Source organism: Acidovorax sp. NPDC077693 (genome assembly GCF_044542805.1).
Classification (GTDB): domain Bacteria; phylum Pseudomonadota; class Gammaproteobacteria; order Burkholderiales; family Burkholderiaceae_C; genus Acidovorax.
This window is the reverse complement of the sequence record NZ_JBITVD010000001.1, coordinates 422,471-444,166: the sequence shown is the minus strand read 5'-3', so window position 1 is coordinate 444,166 and position 21,696 is coordinate 422,471. Positions and strand designations below refer to the sequence as shown.

The following is a 21,696-nucleotide window of genomic DNA, read 5'->3' as shown; positions in this document are numbered from 1 at the left end:
GCTTGTCGAAACCTGGGTGCGCTCGCAGGCTCGCTGGTGGACCGCATGCCTTTGTTGAGGGCGGAGGCCGGGAGTCGCCCGGCGTGCGAGTAACTTTCTTTTGCTTCGCCAAAAGAAAGTCACCAAAGAAAAGGCGACCCTACAGCCTGCGTCCCTTCGCTTCGCTGCGGGCAACCTGCGGTGCTCGGTCGTGGGGTGCGCTGCGGAACTCGCTGCGCGCTGCGCGCTCCGCTCAGACAACCGCAGCGAGTCAGTTCACGATGCGTGTGTCCTTCGGCACACGCTCACCCCACGCCCTGCGCTCCTCGGCGCATCCTGAAGGGATGGGGGACCCAACATCCACACGGGCCATCGCTGCGCTCGGCCCCGAACGCGCGGGCGCTTCGCGCCGCGACCGCCAGGCCGAGCGAAGCAATGGCCCGTGCGGCTGTTTGGCTGTTCGGCTGCCCACCCCCTGTGGCTGCGCCTGCGGCGGGGCGGTTGCGGGGTGGCATGCGCGTCGGAGCGCGCATGCTTCGTGCACTGACTCGCCGCAGTTGTTTGAACGGAGCGCGCAGCGCGCAGTGAGTTCTGCGGCGCACCCCGCAACCGCCCCGACGCAGGTTTGCCCCTTCGCAACGCGAAGGGGTCGCAGACTTGGGGTCGCCCTTTCTTTGGTGACTTTCTTTCGGCGACGCGAAAGAAAGTTACTGCGCCGCCGGGCGCACACCCCGGCTCCCGCCCTCAACACAGGCACGCCGCCCCATCAGCGAGCTCGCGAGCAGCGCCCCGGTTTCGACAAGCTCAACCCGAACGGATGGGGGTTACGGAAGGGCAAGGTTTCGGCAAGCTCAACCCGAACGGTTCTGATGGCACCGAGACTTCAACAAGCTCAATCCCTGCCATCCAACGCAGCCACTCAAAACTCCTGCACCCCACACGCTATAAAAAACATAGCTAATCGCGCCCGATGACCGAGCGCTAGACACCAACCAGGCTCACCAAAAATGCTCACCGTCCAAAACATCAACCAGTACTACGGCGGCTCCCACATCCTGCGCGACGTGAGCCTCACCGCTGCCCCCGGCAAAGTCACCGTGCTCCTCGGCCGCAACGGCGTCGGCAAGACCACGCTGCTCAAAAGCCTCATGGGCCTGGTCCCCATCAAAAGCGGCTCCATCACCTTCGATGGCCAGCCCATCGACAAGACCACGCCGTATGACCGGGCCCGAGCGGGCATCGGCTTCGTGCCCCAGGGGCGCGAGATCTTCGGGCGCCTCACCGTCGAGGAAAACCTGCGCATGGGCCTGGCTTACAAGAGCGGCTCCACCCCAGTGCCACCGCATCTGTACGACCTCTTCCCGGTGCTCAAGCAGATGCTCCACCGCCGCGGTGGCGACCTCTCGGGCGGTCAACAGCAGCAGCTCGCCATCGCCCGGGCCCTCGCACCCGGCCCGCGCCTGCTCATCCTGGACGAGCCCACCGAAGGCATCCAGCCGAGCATCATCAAGGACATCGGCCGCGTGATCCGCATGCTGGCCGACAAGGGCGAGATGGCCATCCTGCTGTGCGAGCAGTACTACGACTTCGCGCAGGAACTGGCCGACGAATACCTCGTGATGGAGCGCGGCGAAGTCATCGCCCGCGGGCCTGGCAGCGAGATGGAAGCCAAGGGCATCCGCAACCTCGTCGCGATCTGAAAACGCGCACCATGCCCGGCCTGCGTGGAGCGGGACAGGTGCCGAGCTGGCCCTGAAGCGTCCGTCAGGCCTGCTCGGTGGCTGGGGTCGCCGCGCCGCGCCAGCGCGACACGCTCTCCATGACGAGCACGGTGCACACCATCCATGTGCCGGCCAGCAGCCAGCCTGCGAGCACGTCGCTGGCGTAGTGCACCTGCAGCACCACGCGGCTCCAGCCGGTGGTGAAGACCGCAGCGCCGGCCAGCAGGGCTGCGGGCAGGTGCCAGGGGCGCGGGAGCAGGCGCGTGGCCAGGTAGGCGAGCATGGCGTACGCCATCATCGACGCGCTGCTGTGCCCGCTGGGAAAGCTGTAGCCGTCGGCCTGTGCGATACCGTGCACGTGCTCGGGCCGCACGCGCTCGAACAGGCTTTTGAGGATGCGCGTCAGCGCGCCATTGCCGGCCATGGCGACCAGCCAGCCGGTGGCCAGCAGTCGGTGCCCGCGACACCACAGCAGCGCGGTGACCAGCACCGTGAGCGCGGCCAGCGCCCAGCTGTCGCCCAGGTGGGTCACGGTGGCAAACCACTGAAGCACCGCCACATCGGCATGCGCCTGCAGGCCTGCGGCCAGTGCGTCGTCCAGCGCGCCCCACGTGCCGCCCGGGTGGCCGCTTTCGGCCAGTTCTGCCATCACCGCACCGGTTGCCACCAGCACGCCCGCACTCGCCGCCATGGCCGCCACCATCACCCAGCGCGCCTGTGCGGGTACCCACTGGCGCAGCGGCGGGCCGGCCCGCCGCAGGGTGCGCAGGCCGCACAGGCAGCCCCAGCCCGCCAACGACGCCAGAGCCATGCCTGCGGCCCACCAGCCGAGCGGGTGTTGCGCCAGCAGGGCGCCCAGGTTGGCTGCATGCAGTTCTGTCATGAAAGTGGTCTTCCTTTCCGTGTTTGCCAAGGCGGCCGCGGCGGCGCAAAGCGGGCATTTGTACAGGACTGTGCAGCAGCCCATGTGAGCGTGGGTGTATGGCAGCGCGCCCATACTGCCTGTGCGGATGCCCCGCGTTGCTGTCGGCGAGCACTGACATGGCGAAGGCATTGCTACCGGCTGCGTTCCTGAGGCAGCCTGGGCACCATCGCTCCATGGCAGAAAAGCGTCCTGGGGCAGAGGCACCGGTCCTTGCATGTTCTGCCGCCACCTTTTGATTTGCACATTGGCCCATGACACCCTCCGAAAGCTCCATACCCACCACGCCGCGTGGCCCCATCCACCTGGTGGTGCCCAAGCGCCCGGGGGCGGACTTCGACCTGCTGCGGGCCAAGCTCGAAGGGGTGAGCGCACTGCAGAGCCACGATGTGGTGTGGCATGTGCCGCGTGAGCGGGCCGATATCGTCCAACTGGCGCACGACGCGGCCGAGGCGGCCCGCCAGGATGGTGGGCTGGTGGTGGCCGCCGGCGGCGACGGCACGATCAACGCCGTGGCCGCAGCCGCCTTGCGCGCTGGCGTGCCGATGGGTGTGCTGCCCATGGGCACCTTCAACTACTTTGCCCGCGAGCACGGCCTGGCGCTGGACCCGGAAGTGGCGGTGCAGGATCTCCTCAAGGCCCTGGACTCTGGCGACATGCGCCCGGTACAGGTGGGCTTTGTGAACCAGCGCCTGTTCCTGGTCAACGCCAGCGTGGGCCTGTACCCCAAGCTGCTGGCAGAGCGCGAAAAGGCGTCGCGCCGATTCGGCCGGTCGCGCATGGTGGCGGTGGCGTCCGCCGTGTGGAGCATGTTCCGCCCCTCGGCCGGCCGCCGCTGGCGCGTGGTGATGAAAACCCACCAGGGGGCGCAGTCCAGCCAGCAAGAGCATCTGGTCACCACCCTGTTTGTGGGCAACAACCCCCTGCAGCTCGACCGCATGGGCCTGGCCGAAGCCAAGCTGGTGGCCGACGGCGGCATGCTGGGCGTGGTGATGCTGCAGCCCCAGGGCCGCTGGGCCGTGGCGCGCACGGTATGGAACGCGGCCACCGGACAGTTGGGCAAGGACAGTGCGGTGGTCAGCCTGGCGTGCTCCGAGCTGGCGGTGTCACCCGCCAGCTGGCGCCCGCCCCAGGTCAAGGTGGCGTTCGACGGCGAGCGCGAATGGATGGCGCCGCCGCTGCAGTTCAGCATCAGCGCCCGGCCGCTGTGGCTGGTGGCGCCGTCGCCGCTGGTGCGCGACGAGCCGCCGCTGACGGCCGCCTCCGCCGTGGCGGGGCTCGCGGCCGTGGCGGCGGCGATCGTGCCGGGCATCGCCGACGGCGGTGATGCCCCCGCCTCCGACCCCGCACCCGACCCCGAAGGCCAAGGCCTGCAGCCCGCATGAGGATGAGAAAGAACCCCGGGCGCCGCACTGCGGCCCCACCCGCACCCCCAACCGCCTGGGCCAGGATGCGACGATGACGGTCCTGATGCACCTGTCGGACCTGCATTTCGGTGCGCACGACCCGGCGGTGTGCGATGCGGCACTGCGCCTGGCGCAGCGTTTGGGAGTGTCGATGGCCGTGGTGTCGGGCGACCTCACGCAGAGGGCCACGGCCACCCAGTTCGAGCAGGCGTCGCGGTTTGTGCAGGGCCTGCACGCGCGCAGCACGCTGGTGCTGGCGGGCAACCACGACCTGCCGCTGTTTGCGTGGTGGATGCGCTGGGGCCGGTCGTACGAGCGTTTTTCCACCCAGTTCGGCATGGACTACGAGCCGGTGCGGCAGTCCGGCGCCTTCTACGTGGTGGGGGTGAACACCACGCGCGCCTGGCGGCACGAGCGCGGCAGCCTGTCGTCGGCGCAGATCCAGCATGTGGCCGACCTGCTGGCCCGCGCACCGCCGGACGCCTGGCGCATCGTGGCCAGCCACCACCCGCTGGTGGCGCGCGACGCGGCCGACCGGGCCCACCGCCCCTCGCGCGCGCACGAGGCACTTCAGCGCTGGAGATCTGCCGGCGCGCAGATGCTCCTGTCGGGCCATGCCCACCAGCCAGCGCTCCTCAACCCCATGCCCGGCCTCTGGGCCAGCCACGCCGGCACGGCCGTATCCCACCGGTTGCGCCACGGCTGTCCGAACAGCCTGGTCGTGCTGACGGTGGAGGTCTCTGGCGAGGTGGCGGGTGGCTGGGCGCGCTACGCGGCCCGGTGGGACTACGACGCGGCGTCGGGCGAGTTCCAGCGCGTGCTGCGGGTCAGCGCGACCTGACCGGGCACCAGGCGATGGCCCGGCAGGTCGGTATTGCGAATGCTATGTTTTTCGTAGCTGGTGGCGCTTTGCCAGCAAGCGGCAGGCATCAAAATCAACAAGATTCTGGCGTTGCCAGCGCTGTGGCGGATATGCCCGGACAGGTTTCACCGGGTTGACCGCCCCCGGGCCCGCGCCTATTCTGGCTGGCAGGTGGGTTGACCGTGCGACGGAGGGTTGCAGGCGGCCTGCGGTACTTGCTGCTTCACGGCTTTTCATGCACAAAGAATTCAACCACGATGCGCTGCGCCGCCTGCAGGCGCTGATCGAACGCGAAACAGGCACGCCACTGAGCGACGCCGCGCAGGCCGAGGTCGCCGCCATCTTGCGCGGCACCGAGTCGCCGCAGGGCGCCGCCACCGAAGGCGTGGAGGCCGCGCCGCGCGAGGTCACCATCTTGTTGGCCGACCTGCGCGGCTTCACCGCGCTGTCGGGGTCGCAGCCAGCGGCGGTGGTCATCGCGGCGCTCAATCGCTGCCTGTCGCGCCTGAGCGAGGTGGTGTTCAAGTACCGGGGCAGCATCGACAAGTTCATGGGCGACTCCATCATGGTGCTCTTCGGCGCGCCGGTGGCCAACGATGACGATGTGGACCGCGCGCTGCTGTGCGCGGTGGAGATGCAGATCGCCATGCGCGAGCTGAACCTCGCCCACCTGCGCGAGCGTCTGCCGGAGGTCTTCCTCGGCATCGGCGTGAACACCGGCACGGTGATGGCCGGCCGCTTCGGCTCCGACGTGTATTCCGAATACACCGTGATCGGCGAGGCGGTCAACCTGGCATCGCGCATCGAGGCGCTGAGCCTGCGCGGCCAGGTGCTCATCAGCGACACCACCTACCAGCGCTGCTGGGGCCTGGTGTCGGCGTCGGCGCCGATGCAGGTGCACGTCAAGGGCCGCACGCAGCCGGTCAGCCTGCGCGAGCTGATCGCGATCCCGTCGCACAAGCTCAAGGTGCCACGCCAGGAGTTTCGCCGCAGCCACCGGGTGGATGCGCGCCTGCCGTGCCTGTGCCAGCGCATGCAGGACAAGATCGTCGTGCCCCACATCGTGCACGGCGCCATCCGCGACATCGGCTACCACGGTCTGCTGGTGGAGTTGATCGAGCCGCTGGAGGCGCACAGCGAAATCAAGCTCGAGTTCGAGCTGCCGCTGGTGGACTACCGCGTGGCCGACGTGTACGCCCGGGTCATCACCGTCAAGCAGGAGGGCGACGAGTGGGTGGCGGGGCTGGAGTTCACCTCCATCAGCGACGAATGCCATGCCAAGGTGCAGATGTTCGTGCAGCTGCTGGTAGTGCACTGACCCGCAACCGGGCCGCGGCCGCGCTCTCGCCGGCTCAGCAGCCCAGCATCCGCGCCAGGTCGATGAGGTCGGTGGCGTGCAGGTCGTTGCCGGGCTGCGGCGCGCCGTCTTTGGGGCGGGCCGCGCCCAGTTCGTGCGGACGCTCGATGTAGGCCGTGCGCAGGCCGCAGCCGCGCGCGGCGGCCAGGTCGTCGTGGTGCGTGGCCACCAGCGCCACCTGCGACGGCGCGGCGTCGAACACCCGCGCCACACCCAGGTAGGTGGCCGGGTCGGGCTTGTAGGCGCGGAACACCTCGGCACTCAGCACGCAGTCCCAGGGCAGGCCGGCGCGTTTGGCCATGTGGGTCAACAGGCCGATGTTGCCGTTGGACAGCGTGGTGATGATGAAGCGCGTCTTGAGCCGCTTGAGGCCCTCCACGCTGTCGGGCCAGGCATCCAGCCGGTGCCACACCCGGTTGAGGTGGCGGCGCTCCACTTCGGACAGATGCGCAAGGCCAAAGCGCGGCAGGATCTCGTCGAGGATGCTGCGGTGCAGGTCGTCGATCAGCGTCCAGCCCTGCTCGCCCCGCATCACCCGGGCCATGGCCGGCTGGTAGCCCGCGCGCCAGGCCAGAGCGAACGCATCGCCGTCCACCGCGGGGTACAGCGCCTGCATCTCGCGCACGATGCTGCCGTGCCAGTCCACCACCGTGCCGAAGATGTCGAAGGCCAGTACCTTGACGGTGGAGGCAATGCTGTCGGCGGTTCCTGGAGTGGATGTCATGGAAGGTCTTTCGTTCAGGGTGGGGCGTCGTGATGAACTTGCCGGCAGCGCAGGCCGCACCAGCAGTGCTTGCGATGCCTGCGATGCCTGCGATGGGCGCAAAGCCCAGGGTCTGCAGGCGCACCGCCAGCCTAGCAGTGCCTGCTGTTCGGCGTGTTCGCACAGGTTACACATGTCCCCAGACCTGCATGTTCGCGCAGAGAATGCTATGGTTACGGAAATCGGGTTTACCCCTGTAACTCGGTTTCTCCCTCCATCCCCTGTATTCGTTGTACGTCCCGCGCCGGCCCATCGGGTGAAGGCGGGGCTTTCGCTTGCTGCCGCCAGCCATGACCGCGCCTTTGTCTCCCCCATCCCCCGCGTCTTCCGAGCCGCCCATCGCCCACACCCCCACCGACGACCGCACCCTGGTGCGGGCCGTGCTGGCCCTGGGGGTGGGCGGCTTTTCCATCGGCACGGGCGAATTCGTCATCATGGGCCTGCTGCCCGAGGTGGCGCGCGACATCAACGTCACCATTCCGCAGGCCGGCCACGTCATCAGCGCCTATGCGCTGGGCGTGGTGGTGGGCGCGCCGGTGCTGGCGGTGCTGTGCGCCCACTGGGGGCGCCGCACGCTGCTGATGGCGCTGATGGTGGTGTATGCACTGGGCAACTTCGCATCGGCCCTGGCGCCGGGCTACCTGTCGCTCAGCGCCATGCGTTTGTTCACCGGCCTGCCGCACGGCACCTATTTCGGCGTGGCGGCGCTCGTCGCCGCGGCCCTGGCACCGCCCGGGCGCCGTGCGCGCGCGGTGGGCTGGGTGATGCTGGGGCTGACCACGGCCACGCTGGTGGGTGTGCCCATTGCGGCGGCGCTGGGCGAGTATTTCGGCTGGCGCGCGGCGTTCGTCTTTGTGGGGCTGATCGCCCTGGCCGCCGTGGCCATGGTGCGCCTGTGGGTGCCCGACATGCCCGCATCGCACGGCGCCAGTCCGCTGCGCGAGCTGGGCGCCCTGGCGCGCAAGCAGGTGTGGTTCACGCTGGGCATCGGCGCCATCGGTTTCGGCGGCATGTTCGCGGTGTTCAGCTACATCAAGCCCACGCTGCTGGAGGTGGCCGGCATGCCGCCTGCGCTCATGCCCTTCGTGCTGTCGCTGTTTGGCCTGGGCATGGTGGCAGGCAACATCGTCGGCTCGCGCATGGCCGACAAGGCGCTCATGCCCGCCATCGGCAAGGTGCTGCTGTGGTCCATCGCGGTCATGGCGCTGTTCGTGCCTGCTGCGCACCACCCCGTCAGCGCGGCGGTGGCGACCTTTCTGCTCGGCACGGTGGTCGCCATCGGCCCGGCCTTGCAGATCCGGCTCATGGATGTGGCCGGCGACGCGCAGACCCTGGCGGCGGCGCTCAACCACTCGGCCTTCAACGCCGCCAATGCGCTGGGCGCGTGGCTGGGCGGGGTGTCCATCGCGGCCGGCCTGGGCTGGACGTCCACCGGCTGGGTGGGCGTGGTGCTGGGGCTGTGCGGCGTGGGCATCTTTGCCCTGGCGCTGTCGTCCGAACGGAAAACGCAGCGCGCCACGGCAGGCCTCAGCGCCTGAGCGTAGCGGCGGTGCGACACCGCCGCGCCGGGCGCAGCGAACGCCGCTTTCTGCAGTACAGTGAACGCGGGCCAACCCCATTGTTGGCCACGTCGCTCGGACGGTTCCGGGCGCTCACGTGAAAGTTCACCAGCATGTCTGCTTCTCAGGGCAAGCGCCGCTTTGCGCGCATCGATCGCCTTCCCCCCTACGTCTTCAACATCACGGCCGAGCTCAAGCTCGCAGCGCGCCGCCGTGGCGAGGACATCATCGACATGAGCATGGGCAACCCCGATGGCGCGACCCCGCCGCACATCGTGGCCAAGCTCACCGAAGTGGCCCAGCGGCCCGACACCCACGGCTACAGCGCCAGCAAAGGCATCCCCCGCCTGCGCCGCGCCATCAGCCACTGGTACAAGGACCGGTACGCGGTGGACATCGACCCCAACACCGAGGCCATCGTCACCATCGGCTCCAAGGAGGGCCTGGCCCACCTGATGCTGGCCACGCTGGACCGCGGCGACACCGTGCTCGTGCCCGACCCAAGCTACCCCATCCACATCTACGGCGCGGTGATTGCCGGGGCCGACATCCGCAGCGTGCCCGTGGCGCTCGATGTGGACTTCTTTGCCGAGCTGGAAAAAGCCATCCGCGGCAGCTACCCCAAGCCCAAGATGATGATCTTCGGCTTTCCGAGCAACCCGACCGCACAGTGCGTGGAGCTGAGCTTCTTCGAGCGCGTGATCGCCCTGGCCAAGAAGCACGACATCCTGGTGGTGCACGACCTGGCCTACGCCGACATCGTGTACGACGGCTACCGCGCCCCCAGCATCATGGAAGTGCCTGGCGCCAAGGACGTGGCGGTGGAGTTCTTCACCCTCTCCAAGAGCTACAACATGGCCGGCTGGCGCGTGGGTTTCATGGTGGGCAATCCTGACCTCGTGGCTGCGCTGGCCCGCATCAAGAGCTACCACGACTACGGCACCTTCACTCCGCTTCAGGTCGCAGCCATCGCCGCGCTGGAGGGCGACCAGCAGTGCGTGAAAGACATCGCCGCCCAGTACCAGCGCCGTCGCGACGTGCTGTACAAGGGGCTGTCGGAATCCGGCTGGGCGGTGGACTGCCCCCGGGCCAGCATGTACATCTGGGCCCGCATCCCCGAGCCCTATCGGGCCCTGGGCTCGCTCGAGTTCGCGCGCCAGCTGCTCGACAAGGCCAAGGTGTGCGTGTCGCCCGGCATCGGCTTCGGCGACCAGGGCGACGAATACGTGCGCTTCGCCCTCATCGAGAACGAGGCCCGCATCCGCCAGGCCGTGCGCGGCATCCGTGCCATGTTCAAGGCCGATGGCTTGCTGAAGGTGCCTGCGGCGCCTGCGCCGGCCACCGCAGTGGCTTGAACGGCTGGCGGATGCCCGCTGTGTGCCTGTGAATCAGCAGGTCAACAGGTCAACAGGTCAGCCGGTCAGCAGATGGGGTGGGGTGGGGTGGGCAGCTGTGTTCGATTCGATACCGAATCTACACGTCTGCTTACCGCCATCCTCACCGGTCGCGGATTAGACTGGTGGGTATGCATTTTCTAGACTACAACCCCGACGACCTGGACGTCACCATTTCGGAACTGCTGGTCGCTACCAGCGACTCTGCCGACCCCGACCTGCCCGCCGTGGTCGCCAATGTGTTGAAACTGCTGCGCACCCGACTGGGCATGGACGTCGCGTTTGTGTCCCAGATCGCCAACGGTCGGCGCACCATCGAGGTGGTGGACAGCGCTCCCGGTTTTTCGCCCATCCATGCCGGCATGTCCGACCCGGTGGAGGAAAGCTGGTGCCAGTATGTGGTCGAAGGCCGGCTGCCCGAGAAGATCGAGAACGCCAAGCCCCTGATCGCCGAGGGCAAGGTGCCGGACCCGGGCTTTCCCATCGGCACCCACCTCAGTACTCCGGTGCGCATGCCCGGCGGCGAGGTCTACGGCACCCTGTGCTGCTTCAGCCGCGGCGTGCAGCCGGATGCCGATATCGAGCGCTTGAGGTACACCGCCAATTTGCTGGCGGCCAAGCTGGCACCCGGTGAGGAGTCACCGCTGGAGCCATCCGCAGGCGGGCGGGGCTGAGGGGCATCAGGTGCTTGCGAACGTACTGGCCTGGCGCCGTGATCTGTCCTTGAACGTTTCGGCATGCGCACCCCGGTGGGCTGGTCTGTCCCATTGACGATACGAGAGTGGAGGCCATCTTGACCCCAGCAGATTTTGAGGGCCGCAAAGAACTTCAGGCCGCTTGCCACTGCGGTGCCGTGAGGTTCACGGTGGTGCTGACCGACGGCCTGCGCAGCGCCCGGCGGTGCAACTGCTCGTACTGCCGCATGCGCGGTGCGGTGGCAGTGTCCGCCCACCTGGACGACGTGCACGTGCAGTCAGGCGAGGACAAACTCACGCTGTACCAGTTCAACACCGGGCAGGCCAAGCACTACTTCTGCTCGGAATGCGGGATCTACACCTTCCACAGCCGGCGCTCGGTCCCCACGCAGTATGGGGTGAACGCGGCGTGCATCGAGGGTCTCAGCCCGTTCGACTTCGACGAAGTGCGTGTGATGGAAGGACGCGATCATCCCAACGATCGACCGGGCGGCGGGCCGATCATTGCAGGCTGGCTCAGCTACCGGGACGAGCCTGGCCGCCCCCGCTGAGGGCACGGAGCCGCTTCATGTTCGACCGGCAGGCGCAAAGCGCTGCACCGGCCCCGACATCACCGGGCCAGATAGAAGTCCATCGGGATGAGTTCCAAAGCCCACCCCCCTTGTTCACCCAGCGTGGCCGCCGGGTGCATGGACGCGATGCGCAGCGCCTCTTCGCGGCTGTCCGCTTCGATGATGAACAGGCCGCCGACCACTTCCTTCGACTCGGTGTAGGGCCCATCGCTGATGCGCGTCTTGCCGCTGTGCGGGCGCAGCGTCACCCACTGGTCCAGATCGCCCAGCGACGCGGACACCAGGACCTTGCCGGTGGCGCGCATCGTCTCGTCCAGGGGCGGGCATTGGGTGACCAGTGCCTTGACGTCGTCCGGTGCCATGGCCGCGAATTTTTCGGGGGTGAAGTAGGCGAGGCCGAGGTATTTCATGGAGGTGCTTTCAGAGGGTTGATGCACTGACGACGAAGCTGACGGTCCGAAATCGACACAGCGAAAAAAAATTGCGCCGGATTCCTGCGCGCGCAGGTCAGGCGCTGGCGGGCGCTAACCGGCTCCGACGCGCTGCCAACCCGGCAGGTGAGGCGCCCAGAGTGTGTGCGTCCACTGCTGGCCGGCTCTGCCGGTCATCGGCTGGCGAACCGGCGCGGCCCCGCCCCTGCCTACATCGCCCAGATCCGCGGCGCATCCCCCGCCAGGTCCCACAACTGCGTCCGCCAGGCCACCCGCACGGCCTTGAGCAGCTTCATCGCCGGCTCGACCTGCGGCGCCAGCACGCGCACCACCACCATCTGGGGGTTGGGGCTGGTGGCGCCTGCGGTGGCCCGCACCTGCGGGTGCGTGTCGATCAGGGCGCGTGCGGCCTCCAGGGCAGCATCGCGCCGGGGGCGGTCCAGTGCAGTGCCGGCGGCAAAGAACAGGTTGGCCATGCAGCGCTGGCCGGCCAGGCCCAGGGGGCTTTGCAGCAGGCGCTCGTCGGCCGCATCGATCATGCCGCGCTCCAGCCACAGGCCGGGCACCTCCAGGTGCTGCACAAAGCGGCCTTGCTCGTAGGGCTGGCCGGCGTGCGGCAGGCCCAGCGCGGTCACGTCCCAGCCCATGCATTCGGCGCCGGGGGCGAGTTTCAGCGTGAGGTGGTTTTCTGCGTGGCAAGCGCTGTAGCACAGCGCCTCCAGCGGCAGCCATTCCAGGCGCGCCCCTGTGGCGACGGACAGCTGCGTGCGCTGCAGTGCCAGCGGCCCGGCAGATCGGTAAAAGCGCGTGGCGCCCGGCGTGGTGACCAGGCCGTGGGCGCCAGGGCCCACGGTGGCGGTGATGTCCAGCGTGTCGCCGCCCACCAGGCCGCCGGGCGGGTGCACCAGCACGTTGTGGCAGATGGCGTCGCCCTCGGGGTACAGGCTTTGCAGAATGCGCAGCGGGCCGTTGTGCTCGTACCGTGCCACAGTGCGGGCGTTGGGTTCTTCAACGGTGTAGTCGAGCTGCAGGCGCGCGTGCCAGGACATCGGTGTGATCTGCTACGAAATGAATAGCTGATTATGCCTATGCACCCGCCGCGCCAGGCATCCATCACGCAGCTTTTGCGACAGGCGGCACCCAGCTGCGCAGCTTGCCGGGGTTGAGCAGGCCCTGCGGGTCGAAGCGCTGTTTGGTGCCCACCACCGCCGGGTCCAGGTTGTTCTGCTTGCCGTCCTCCACGATATAGACGTGCGGGTTGTTGATCTGCACGCCGTGGTCGCGGTAGATCTGCATGATCTGGTTCAGGCGCTCTTCGGTGCTGTAGCGGATGAGCTGCAGCCCGCTGCAGTTGAAGGCGCCTTCCTTGGTGCGCAAAAACTCCAGGTGCATCATCACCTCGCCGCCCAGGGCCTTGTCCAGCGCCTTCACCTGCTCCAGCCGGGTGGCGGGGGTAAAGCCGCTCTGGATATAGGTGAGTGTCTTGTCCACCTTCAGCGCGTGCAGGGTGGTGTGGTTCCAGGTGTATTCCAGCAGGGTCTTGTGGCTCTTTTCCACCTCGTCGGCCGTCTTGCGGTAGCTCACGGTGCCGCCGTACCGGGTGGCCATGTCGCGCATGCCGTCTTCGGAGTGCGGGGCCACCAGCAGCATCACCGCATGGCAGCCCGCAGGCAGGTGCTCGGCCAGGCTGGTGAAGTAGGCGGGGATGGGCGCGGCCAGAAAGCACACCTCCTTCTTCTCCAGCCCCGGCGCGGCGCCGAAGCGGTCCGCAAAGTCGAGTGCGGCGTCGAAGTCGGTGAAGGTGACGATGCATTCCGTCCACGCCACGGCGGGTGTCAGCGCCACTTCGAGCTCCAGCACGATGCCGTTGGTGCCGTAGGTGTGGTGCAGCAGCATGGCCTCGGGGCCGCGCAGCTCGATGACCTGGGGCTCGGGCTCCACCGTCATCGCGCGCACCGCCAGCACGTTGCCGGGCGCGGCCAGCGGGCCGTGGTTGATGGAGCCGGCCCCGCCGAAGCCGCCGCCGAACAGCCCGCCCAGCGTGGCGCTGCGGTAGGTGGACGGCAGCCAGCGCAGTTCCTGCCCCAGGGGCTTGGCCTGGGCGTCGAACTCCGACAGGCGGATGCCCGCCTGCGCCCGGCCCACGCCGCCGCGCACCCACCCAAAGCCGTTGTAGCCCGACAGGTCCAGGATCACACCGCCATGCAGCGGCGTGCTCTGCCCGTAGTTGCCGGTGCCGCTGCCGCGCACGGTGATGGGGATGTGCGCGCGTGCGCAGGCGGCCACCACCTGGCGGATCTCGTCCTCGGTGCGCGGGCGCACGGCCACGTCGCCGCGCTTGCCGGCCAGCTCGCGCTTGAGCACCGGGCTGAACCAGGCAAAGTCCTGCGACAGGCGGCCCACGCGCAGCGGATCGGCAATCCAGTCCAGGCCGGGCAGTTGTTCGGGCAGTTGGTGGGCGGTAGTGATGTTGGTCATGTCTGTCTCTCCTGTCGGTGCGTCGGGCGGTGTGTCGTGTGTGGTGGGCAAAGCGCGGCCCCCACCACGCACGCGCGGTGTCAAAAAAAGGGTGCGATCCGGGTGGGTAGCGGGATCAGTCGTGAGAGTTTTCGCTGGCGTGCCAACTGCCCAGCGCGACCCTGGTGCCCCAGGCCATCAGCGCGAACAGCGCCATGCCGGTCAGCGAGATCAGCAGCAGCGCGGCGAACATGCGCGGTATGTTGAGCTGAAAGCCCGCTTGCAGGATCTGGTACGCCAGCCCGGCGCCCTGGCCACCGGTGCCGGCCACGAACTCGGCCACCACGGCGCCGATCAGGGCCAGCCCGCTGGAGATGCGCAGGCCGCCAAAGAAATAGGGCAGCGCGCTCGGTATGCGCAGGCGCAGCAGGGTCTGCATGCGCGTGGCACGGTTGAGCTGGAAATAGCTCTGCAGGTCCGGCTCCACGCTGCGCAGGCCCAGCGTGGTGTTGCTGATGATGGGGAACAGCGCCACCAGCGCGGCGCAGATCACCATCGACGCCGTCGGGTCCTTCACCCAGATGATGATGAGCGGCGCCACCGCCACGATGGGCGTGACCTGCAGCAGCACGGCGTACGGGAAGAGGGCCGTCTCGATGCGCTTGCTCTGCACGAACAGGAACGAGATCAGCACCCCCGCCACCGTGGCCACGGCAAACGCCAGCACGGTGATCTTGACGGTGACCCAGAGCGAGCCGCCCAGGGCCGCCCAGTCGGTCAACAGCGTCTTGAGCATGAGCAGGGGCGAGGGCACCAGGTAAGGCGGCAGCTCCATGGCCGTGACCAGGCCCTGCCACAGTGCGATGAGCACCAAGCCCACGAGCAGCGGGTAGACCACGCGCTGCACGCGCGGTTGGGCCATGAGGGGAACGCGCGCTGCGACGGGCCTGAGCGCCTTGGCTCGTGCGGGTTGCGCGCTGCGCTCTGCAGGTGCGGGCGCTGCAGGTGCAGTAGGGTAAGGGGTGCTCATGCTGCGGTCTCCTCGGTGTCAGCGCTGGCGCGCAGCAGACTGTCCTGCAACTGCTTGGCGTAGCGGCTGAATTCGGGCGAGACCATGAAGTCCGCCGTTCGGGGGTAGGGCGCGTCGATGCGGAACTCCTCCACCACGCGGCCGGGGCGCGCGGCCATCATCACCACGCGGCTCGACAGGAACACCGCCTCGTGGATCGAGTGGGTCACGAAGATCACCGTGAGCTTCTTCTTGCGCCACAGGTCCAGCAGGTCGGCGTCGAGCTTGTGGCGCGTGATCTCGTCGAGCGCGCCGAAGGGCTCGTCCATCAGCAACAGGTCAGGCTGGGTCACCAGGCCGCGCGCGATGGACACGCGCATCTGCATGCCGCCCGACAGGGCGCGCGGCAGCGCATTGGCAAACTTCGACAAACCCACCAGGGCCAGGGCCTCGGCCACGCGGCCATCGGCCTCGGGGCGCGGCACGCCGGCCAGGTCCAGCGGCAGGCGCACATTGGTCTGCACGCTGGCCCAGGGCATGAGCGTGGGCGACTGGAAGACGAAGGCCATCTTCTTGCCGCTCTCGTCGAGCTGCGCCACGGGCTTGTGCCACAGTTGCAGCCGGCCGTCGGTGGGCTCCAGCAGTCCGGCCACCATCTTCAGCAGCGTGCTCTTGCCGCAGCCCGAGGGGCCGAGCAGGGTGACGAACTCGCCCTCCTCGATGGTCAGGTCCACCGGCAGCAGGGCCTGCGTGCCGTTGGGATAGGTCTTCTCGGCCGACAGCACCTGCACGGCAGGCGTGGCGCGGTGGGTCGTAGCCGGGTCGGCGGGTGTGGGCTCAGCGGACTGCATGGAGTGGCCTTTAGATGGATGCGGCGGTGAAGGCTGGCCGCTGTGTCAGGGCGAGGATGTGGGCGACGGCGAGAGCGGGCGTTGCGCCTGGCCCCAACTGCTGGAAACTGGCGCGGCCCGAGCCGGCGAACGCCGAGCAAGGGCCGCCCCGCAGCGAGGGCGTTGTCCCCCTGGGGGGAAGGCGCGAAGCGACTCAGGGGGTATCAAGGCAATACCTTGAGGTCCTTGACGAAGGCCGTGCTGTAGGTATCGGCCAGCTTCACCTTGGCAGGGTCGATGAGCTTGGCTTCCACCAGGAAGTCGTAGCTCGCCTTGGCGCGCGCATCGGTCATCACGCCGATGCCCATGGTGGCTGCGTCGCCGCCCGTGACCATGCCCATCTCCTTGAGCTTGGCCACGCTGTAGGCCAGCTGTTCGTCGGTCATGTTCGGGTTGTCCTTCTTGATCAGCGCATTGGCCGGGGCGGGGTCGGCCAAGTAGCTTTTCCAGCCTTCCATGGTGGCCTTCACGAACGAGGCGACGGCGGTGCCGCGCTCCTTCACGGTCTTGTCCATGCAGCTCACCGTGGTGGCGTAGGCGGGGTAGCCCTGGTCGCTGAACATCAGCGTGTTGGCCTTCACGCCAGCCTTGGCGATGGCGAACGGTTCCGACGTCAGGTAGCCCTGCTGGGCGGTGTTCTTGTCGGCCACGAAAGGCTGGATGTTGAAGGTGTAGGGCCGCGTCTGCGAGTCGCTGAAGCCGTACTTGGCCTTGAGCCAGGGCCAGTAGCCGCGCTGGGCGGACGAGCCGATCATGATGGTCTTGCCCTTGAGGTCCTCGAACTTCTTCACGTCGTCGTGCGCGATCAGCACCTGCGGGTCCTTTTGGAAGACGGCCGCCACGGTGGTCACGGGCACGCCGCCCTCGCGCATCTGGATCATCTGCAGGTCGCTCGACCCCATGACGCACTCGGCCTGTCCGGCCGCCATCATCTGCACGATGTTGACCTGCGGGCCACCCATCTTGATGGTCACATCCAGGCCGTGCTTCTTGTACAGGCCCGTGGCCACCGCCTGGTAGAAGCCGCCGTGCTCGGCCTGCGCGTACCAGTTGGTCATGTAGGTGAACTTTTCCTGCGCGTGGGCCGGCAGGGTGCCGGCGGCACCCGCAGCGAGCAGCGCGGCTGCACCAAGTCGGGAAAGGCGGGAGGCGGTCTTCTTCATCATGGCAGTGCTCCGGTAGGGGATGGAGGGGGAACAGGGACGAAAGGGACGAAAAGGGAGGCGGGATGCGGCTGGGTTCGCAGGTTTCAAGCCAGGGCGGATGCGTGCTCCACATGCCCCGTGTGGTGGGCGCGGCCCCAGGTGGCTTCGGCGCGCGGGGCCCAGCGCAGCTGGTGCAGCTCGGTGATGGCGGCGGCCCAGCTCACGGCCAGCGAATCGAGGATGGCGTGGCCCTGCTCGGCCGTGGCCGGCAGCGGGTCGCCGATGATGCCGCTGGGTCCGAAGTCGCGCGCGGTCCAGGCGCAGGCCGGGCGGCCATCGGGCGAGAGCAGGGGCGACGGGAAGGCAGGCGGGTAGTTCACCACCGCGCGCTCCATGTGCACGGTGTCGGGCGCCAGGGCCAGCATCAGCGCCGTCTCGGCATGGCCGGCGTGCATGGCCAGCTTCTTTTCCTGCTCCGACAGGTACTTGCCCGCCACGTGCGGCACGCGCCAGGTGAAGCTCGGGACCACGATGAAGTCGCCATGGCGCAGGCGCAGTTCGCGCGCGCACATCTCCATCACCTGCGGCTGGCCGCCGTGGCCGTTGACGAACAGCAGCTTGCGAAAGCCCGCGCGGTAGACCGACTCGCCCACCTCGTTCATCGTGGCCAGCAGGGTCTCGCCGCTCAAGGTGACCGTGCCGGGAAAGTGCAGGTGCTCCTCGGACTTTCCGTAGGTGATGGGTGCCATGGCAAAGGCCGGCACCTCGGCCGGCAGGCGGGCCATGGCATGGCCGACCACGCCCGCACTGATGACCGTGTCCACCGCACAGGGCAGGTGCGGGCCGTGCTGCTCGGTGGCGCCCGTGGGCAGCACGATCACGGTGTTCTCCTTGTCCGGCAGGTCGGCGATCTCGGTCCAGCTCAGGTAGGGCAGGTAGCGATGGGGCGGGGTGTAGCCGTGCAGCATGGGGCGGGTCTTTCGTGAAGGAGGATGTGGAGGTCAGCGCAAGGGGAGGTAGGCAGTCGCTTCGACCTCGACCAGGATGTCGGCCGTGGGCAGCATGCCGGTGACCTCCACCACGGTGGAGGCCGGCGGCTCGCCCGGGAAGAACAGCTTGCGCACGCGGCTGTACTGGGGAAAGTGGTCCAGGTGCTTGAAGTACTGCACCAGCTTGAACACGTCGGACATCTGGCCGCCCGCGGCCTCGACGGTCTGGCGGATGCGGTCGAGCACATACCAGCTCTGCGCCAGGATGGGCCCCTCCTTGATGTCGCTGCTGAACTCGCCCGTGCGGCCGATCAGCGTGGCCGCCTCGTCGGGGATGTCGGCATAGCCGCGCACGATGCGGCTGGCCGCAGGGTCCACGGCAATGATTCCGGACAGGAACACCAGGTCGCCCGCGCGGCGCCAGGCGGCGTAGCGGGCCAGGGGCTGGGCGATGCCCGGGGTGGTGGGTGCGGTCATGCAAGGCTCCGTGCAGGGATGGGGGAAGGGGACGGCGTTGTACCCGCCACATGCCACGCCGCGCTGGCATGGCCACCGGCGACGCAGCCCTGGCGCAGCACCACGCGCTGCTGCGTGCGCGACGGAAAGCCCCAGCCATCGGCCTGTTGGAAGACGATCAGGTCGGCGGGCATGCCGGGTTGCAGGGGCAGGGCCTCGGGCCCGCGGCGCAGCCAGTCGCTGCGGCACAGCGCCTCGGACCAGCGGTCGAACGGCGCATCGAGCTGCGCGGCCAGCACGCCGGTGGCCAGGGCCTCCAGCGGGTCGAAGCTGCCCACGGGGCAGAACGGGTCCTGCACGTTGTCGCTGGCCACCAGCACCGGGATGCCGCGCGCACGCGCCTCCTTGACGAGGGTGATGCCGCGCTGGCGCGGTGTGCGGCCGGTCACCGCGTCCTGCAGCAGCAGGTTGGTGATGGGCAGCGTGACCAGGGTGATCGGGCTTTGCGCCACCGCGTCCAGCGTGGCCAGGGCGGTGGCCTCGTCCTGTGCGGCCAGTGCGCAGGTGTGGCCGCAGACCACATGGCCCCCGAAGCGCAATTCCTGGAGCAGCGCGGCAGTGGTGGCCAGGCCCTGGGCGCCGGGGTGCAGTTCCTCGTCCACATGCAGGTCCACGTTCAGGCCATGGTGCTGCGCAGCCTCGAACAGGTGGCGCAGGGCCTGTGCATCCCAGTTGGTGGAATGCACGAAGCCGCCCAGCAGCGCGCCCGGGCCGCTGGCGGCCACGGTGGCGGCCAGCTGCAGGGCGGTGGCGCGCTCGGTGTACAGGTGCAATGGGATCAGGGCCACGCGCTCCAGCGCGATGCGGCCCGCCCATTCCTGCGCCAGCGCGCGCAGCACGTTCCAGGCGAGCGGTGGTGCATCGGGCTCCCACCAATCGCAGTGGGTGCGCAGGTGCACCGTGCCCGCCTCGTACGCCCATTGCAGGGCGCGGCTGGCGCGGGCGCGGATGTCGGCCTCGGTCCAGCCCTGGCGGTCGACCATCATGGCCTCGATGGCGCCCAGCAGGCCGGGCTTGACGGTGCCCATGCGCGGCAGGGTGAAGGCCTTGTCCAGGTGGGTGTGCGCATCCACCAGGCCGGGCAGCACCAGGGCGCCGGCCAGATCCCAGGTGGCGCCCGCGGGGGCAGGCTGCGCAGGGCTGTGCGGCGCTATGGATGCGACGCGGCCCTGCACCAGGTGCACATCGGCCAGCGCGGGCTGGCTGCCCTGGGTAGGCCATTGGCGTGGCAGCAGCCAGCGCGGCAGCCGGGCGCGCAGCAGGTGGTCGGGGGTGTTGGATGCATGCATGCGACGGGGCCCTTATGCGAAGCGCGCCATGGCCTGGCCCACGCGGGCCTTGAAGGCCTCGAGCCGCGGCGGCGTGGCCACGTTCATGTGGTAGTAGGCGTGGTAGTCCACGCGCGCCTTGCCACCGGTCAGCAGGCGCATGTAGCGCGTGACGGACTTGCGCGGCGGGTCGCCCATGAGCAGCGCCGTCCAGCGCGGGCGGCCGTAGGTCACCACGGCCGAGATGCGCTGGATGTGCGTGAGCGAAGGCTTGACGTTCTGCGGATCGCTGATGTCGAAGGCCACCCCGGGCATCAGCACCCGGTCGAAAAAGCCCTTGAGCATGGCCGGCATGCCGAAGCACCAGGTGGGAAAGCAGAACACCACCGCCTGGGCCCAGAGCAGCCGGTCCACATAGCCCTGCACGGGCAGGCGGTTGCTCGGCACCTCGTGGTAGCCCAGCCGCTCCTCGCGGCTGAGCACGGGGTTGAAGCCCTCGGCATACAGGTCGCAGTCGTCCACCTCGTGGCCCGCGCCGCGCAGCTGTCGCACCACCTCGGCATGCAGGGCCGCGTTGTAGCTGGTCTCCACCGGGTGGCAATAGATCACGAGGATGCGCATGGCGGGCTCCTTCATCAAAGGTCGAGCGTGAGCGTGGGCCCGTGGCTGCGTGCGCAGCACACGGCCACATGGGTGGCCTGCTCTTCAGGGCTCAGGCAGCTGTCGCGGTGGTCGGGTGCCCCGGCCAGCCAGCGCGTGGCGCAGGTGCCGCACACACCCTGCTCGCACAGCGTGTCGATGGCGATGCCGGCGAGCTGCAGCACATCGGCCATGCTTTCGCCGGGCTCCACGGGCAGCCGCATCTGGCTGCGCGCAAGCACGAGTTCAAAGGAAGCCGGTTCCGTGGCGGGCAGCGGCGCTGCCATGGCTGGGATTTGCATGTTTGACCACTTGATTTGATCGATTGGTCAAACTATTGCAAGTGCTGTGCCAGCAGGCTTTCGGGCCGTTGCCTGTGGGCCCCGTGTCAACGCGCCGCGCTGGCGCGGCTGCTACGCCCGCCAGCGTGCAGACCTGTTCACTCTGGTGCGCAATCCGGTGCCAGGCCACAGCCCAGCAGCACAAAGTTGGTGAGCTCGCGCACGATGGGCTCGCGGTCGATCGTCTCTTCGGGCGCCAGGCCCAGCATGATGTGCACCTGCACGCCGTAGTCGGCGTAGTGCTGGGTCATGCCCCAGATCTGCATGAGCAAGAGGCGCGCGTCCAGCGGGCGCATGCGGCCCTCGGCGATCCAGCGGTCGATCAGGTCCACCTTCTGCTGGGTGGACTTCACGGCCACGGGCCAGTACCGGCCCAGGTTGCGCCCACCGCCCAGCACCTCGGTGGTGAAGATGCGCGACAGGCCCGGGTTGTCCAGCGCGTAGTCGAGCTTCTTGCGCACGTAGGTGCTCAGCACCTTCTTGGGGTCGTCGCTCTGGCTGTCGAACTGGAAGGCGCCAGACCAGCCGTTGAGCACCGAGTACAGCAGCTCCTCGTACAGCTCTTCCTTGCTGGCGATGTAGTAGTGCAGCTGCGGCTTGGTCAGGCCTGCGCGCTCGGCAATGGCCTTGGTGGAAGCGCCCTTGAAGCCATGGCGGCTGAACTCGGCAATGGCCGCCTCGCGGATCGCGCCCAGGATGCGCTCGCGCCCCTGCTTGGAGCGGCTGAGCAGGGCGCTGGAGACATTGCTGCTCTCGGAGTCGGGTTCGGTCATGGTGGCGG

At 68.5% G+C, this 21,696-nt stretch carries 22 protein-coding genes; 8 read left to right on the top strand and 14 right to left on the bottom strand.

Translation table 11 applies throughout. From position 1 onward, the window contains the following. The first annotated feature begins 986 nt into the window (after positions 1-986). Positions 987-1,679 carry an urea ABC transporter ATP-binding subunit UrtE gene (gene urtE, locus ACIGHN_RS02025; protein ID WP_396503052.1) on the top strand — a complete coding sequence of 231 codons (693 nt, stop codon included), beginning with the start codon at positions 987-989 and terminating at the stop codon, positions 1,677-1,679. Between the two features lie 64 nt (positions 1,680-1,743). On the opposite strand, the gene ACIGHN_RS02020 is transcribed toward urtE, so the two are convergent. After that, the gene (locus tag ACIGHN_RS02020; RefSeq protein WP_396503051.1) at positions 1,744-2,583 is read right to left on the bottom strand and encodes a phosphatase PAP2 family protein; all 840 of its coding nucleotides are present in this window, start codon (positions 2,581-2,583) and stop codon (positions 1,744-1,746) included. Between the two features lie 293 nt (positions 2,584-2,876). Between ACIGHN_RS02020 and ACIGHN_RS02015 the strand changes: the two genes are divergently transcribed. From ACIGHN_RS02015 to ACIGHN_RS02005, 3 genes are all read left to right on the top strand, one after another. Then, entirely contained in the window at positions 2,877-4,007 is a 1,131-nt protein-coding gene (locus ACIGHN_RS02015) for a diacylglycerol/lipid kinase family protein (protein WP_396503050.1), read from the top strand. 73 nt (positions 4,008-4,080) lie between these two features. Continuing rightward, a complete protein-coding gene (locus ACIGHN_RS02010; RefSeq protein WP_396503049.1) occupies positions 4,081-4,869 on the top strand; it encodes a metallophosphoesterase family protein in 789 nt (262 codons plus the stop codon). Between the two features lie 256 nt (positions 4,870-5,125). Next, positions 5,126-6,208, top strand: a complete 1,083-nt coding sequence (locus ACIGHN_RS02005) for an adenylate/guanylate cyclase domain-containing protein (protein ID WP_056415770.1) — start codon at positions 5,126-5,128, stop codon at positions 6,206-6,208. Positions 6,209-6,242: 34 nt separating this feature from the next. Here ACIGHN_RS02005 and ACIGHN_RS02000 read toward each other — a convergent pair whose 3' ends face one another. Continuing rightward, positions 6,243-6,971 (bottom strand): haloacid dehalogenase type II, encoded by a 729-nt coding sequence (locus ACIGHN_RS02000; protein WP_396503048.1) that lies wholly within the window; start codon positions 6,969-6,971, stop codon positions 6,243-6,245. 329 nt (positions 6,972-7,300) lie between these two features. On the opposite strand from ACIGHN_RS02000, the gene ACIGHN_RS01995 reads away from it, so the two are divergent. From ACIGHN_RS01995 to ACIGHN_RS01980, 4 genes are all read left to right on the top strand, one after another. Then, the gene (locus ACIGHN_RS01995; RefSeq protein WP_396503047.1) at positions 7,301-8,548 is read left to right on the top strand and encodes an MFS transporter; all 1,248 of its coding nucleotides are present in this window, start codon (positions 7,301-7,303) and stop codon (positions 8,546-8,548) included. Positions 8,549-8,682: 134 nt separating this feature from the next. Next, entirely contained in the window at positions 8,683-9,924 is a 1,242-nt protein-coding gene (gene alaC / locus ACIGHN_RS01990) for an alanine transaminase (protein ID WP_396503046.1), read from the top strand. 170 nt (positions 9,925-10,094) lie between these two features. Further along, on the top strand, positions 10,095-10,637 hold the full coding sequence (locus ACIGHN_RS01985) for a GAF domain-containing protein (RefSeq protein ID WP_396503045.1): 543 nt from the start codon (positions 10,095-10,097) through the stop codon (positions 10,635-10,637). Between the two features lie 179 nt (positions 10,638-10,816). Further along, positions 10,817-11,209: a GFA family protein gene (locus ACIGHN_RS01980; RefSeq protein WP_396503044.1), complete on the top strand. Its 393-nt coding sequence runs from the start codon at positions 10,817-10,819 to the stop codon at positions 11,207-11,209. Between the two features lie 59 nt (positions 11,210-11,268). Here ACIGHN_RS01980 and ACIGHN_RS01975 read toward each other — a convergent pair whose 3' ends face one another. From ACIGHN_RS01975 to ACIGHN_RS01920, 12 genes are all read right to left on the bottom strand, one after another. Next, a complete protein-coding gene (locus tag ACIGHN_RS01975) occupies positions 11,269-11,640 on the bottom strand; it encodes a YciI family protein (protein ID WP_396503043.1) in 372 nt (123 codons plus the stop codon). Positions 11,641-11,870: 230 nt separating this feature from the next. Further along, entirely contained in the window at positions 11,871-12,710 is an 840-nt protein-coding gene (locus ACIGHN_RS01970) for an urease accessory protein UreD (RefSeq protein ID WP_396503042.1), read from the bottom strand. A gap of 64 nt (positions 12,711-12,774) precedes the next feature. Next, the gene (locus tag ACIGHN_RS01965) at positions 12,775-14,139 is read right to left on the bottom strand and encodes an FAD-binding oxidoreductase (protein ID WP_396503041.1); all 1,365 of its coding nucleotides are present in this window, start codon (positions 14,137-14,139) and stop codon (positions 12,775-12,777) included. Between the two features lie 115 nt (positions 14,140-14,254). Then, positions 14,255-15,148 (bottom strand): ABC transporter permease, encoded by an 894-nt coding sequence (locus ACIGHN_RS01960; RefSeq protein WP_396503040.1) that lies wholly within the window; start codon positions 15,146-15,148, stop codon positions 14,255-14,257. Then, positions 15,145-15,978 (bottom strand): ABC transporter ATP-binding protein, encoded by an 834-nt coding sequence (locus tag ACIGHN_RS01955; protein ID WP_056415798.1) that lies wholly within the window; start codon positions 15,976-15,978, stop codon positions 15,145-15,147. The genes ACIGHN_RS01960 and ACIGHN_RS01955 overlap by 4 nt, the downstream gene beginning before the upstream one ends. A gap of 203 nt (positions 15,979-16,181) precedes the next feature. After that, a complete protein-coding gene (locus ACIGHN_RS01950; RefSeq protein ID WP_396503084.1) occupies positions 16,182-17,180 on the bottom strand; it encodes an ABC transporter substrate-binding protein in 999 nt (332 codons plus the stop codon). Between the two features lie 86 nt (positions 17,181-17,266). Then, on the bottom strand, positions 17,267-18,130 hold the full coding sequence (locus ACIGHN_RS01945; protein ID WP_056415800.1) for a creatininase family protein: 864 nt from the start codon (positions 18,128-18,130) through the stop codon (positions 17,267-17,269). Positions 18,131-18,163: 33 nt separating this feature from the next. Further along, a complete protein-coding gene (locus ACIGHN_RS01940) occupies positions 18,164-18,628 on the bottom strand; it encodes a RidA family protein (RefSeq protein ID WP_056161497.1) in 465 nt (154 codons plus the stop codon). Further along, entirely contained in the window at positions 18,625-19,956 is a 1,332-nt protein-coding gene (locus ACIGHN_RS01935; protein WP_396503039.1) for an amidohydrolase family protein, read from the bottom strand. The genes ACIGHN_RS01940 and ACIGHN_RS01935 overlap by 4 nt, the downstream gene beginning before the upstream one ends. 12 nt (positions 19,957-19,968) lie before the next feature. After that, positions 19,969-20,556: an NAD(P)H-dependent oxidoreductase gene (locus ACIGHN_RS01930; RefSeq protein ID WP_396503038.1), complete on the bottom strand. Its 588-nt coding sequence runs from the start codon at positions 20,554-20,556 to the stop codon at positions 19,969-19,971. Between the two features lie 14 nt (positions 20,557-20,570). Further along, a complete protein-coding gene (locus ACIGHN_RS01925; protein WP_396503037.1) occupies positions 20,571-20,876 on the bottom strand; it encodes a 2Fe-2S iron-sulfur cluster-binding protein in 306 nt (101 codons plus the stop codon). A gap of 137 nt (positions 20,877-21,013) precedes the next feature. Then, entirely contained in the window at positions 21,014-21,688 is a 675-nt protein-coding gene (locus ACIGHN_RS01920; RefSeq protein WP_396503036.1) for a TetR family transcriptional regulator C-terminal domain-containing protein, read from the bottom strand. Positions 21,689-21,696 lie beyond the last annotated feature (8 nt).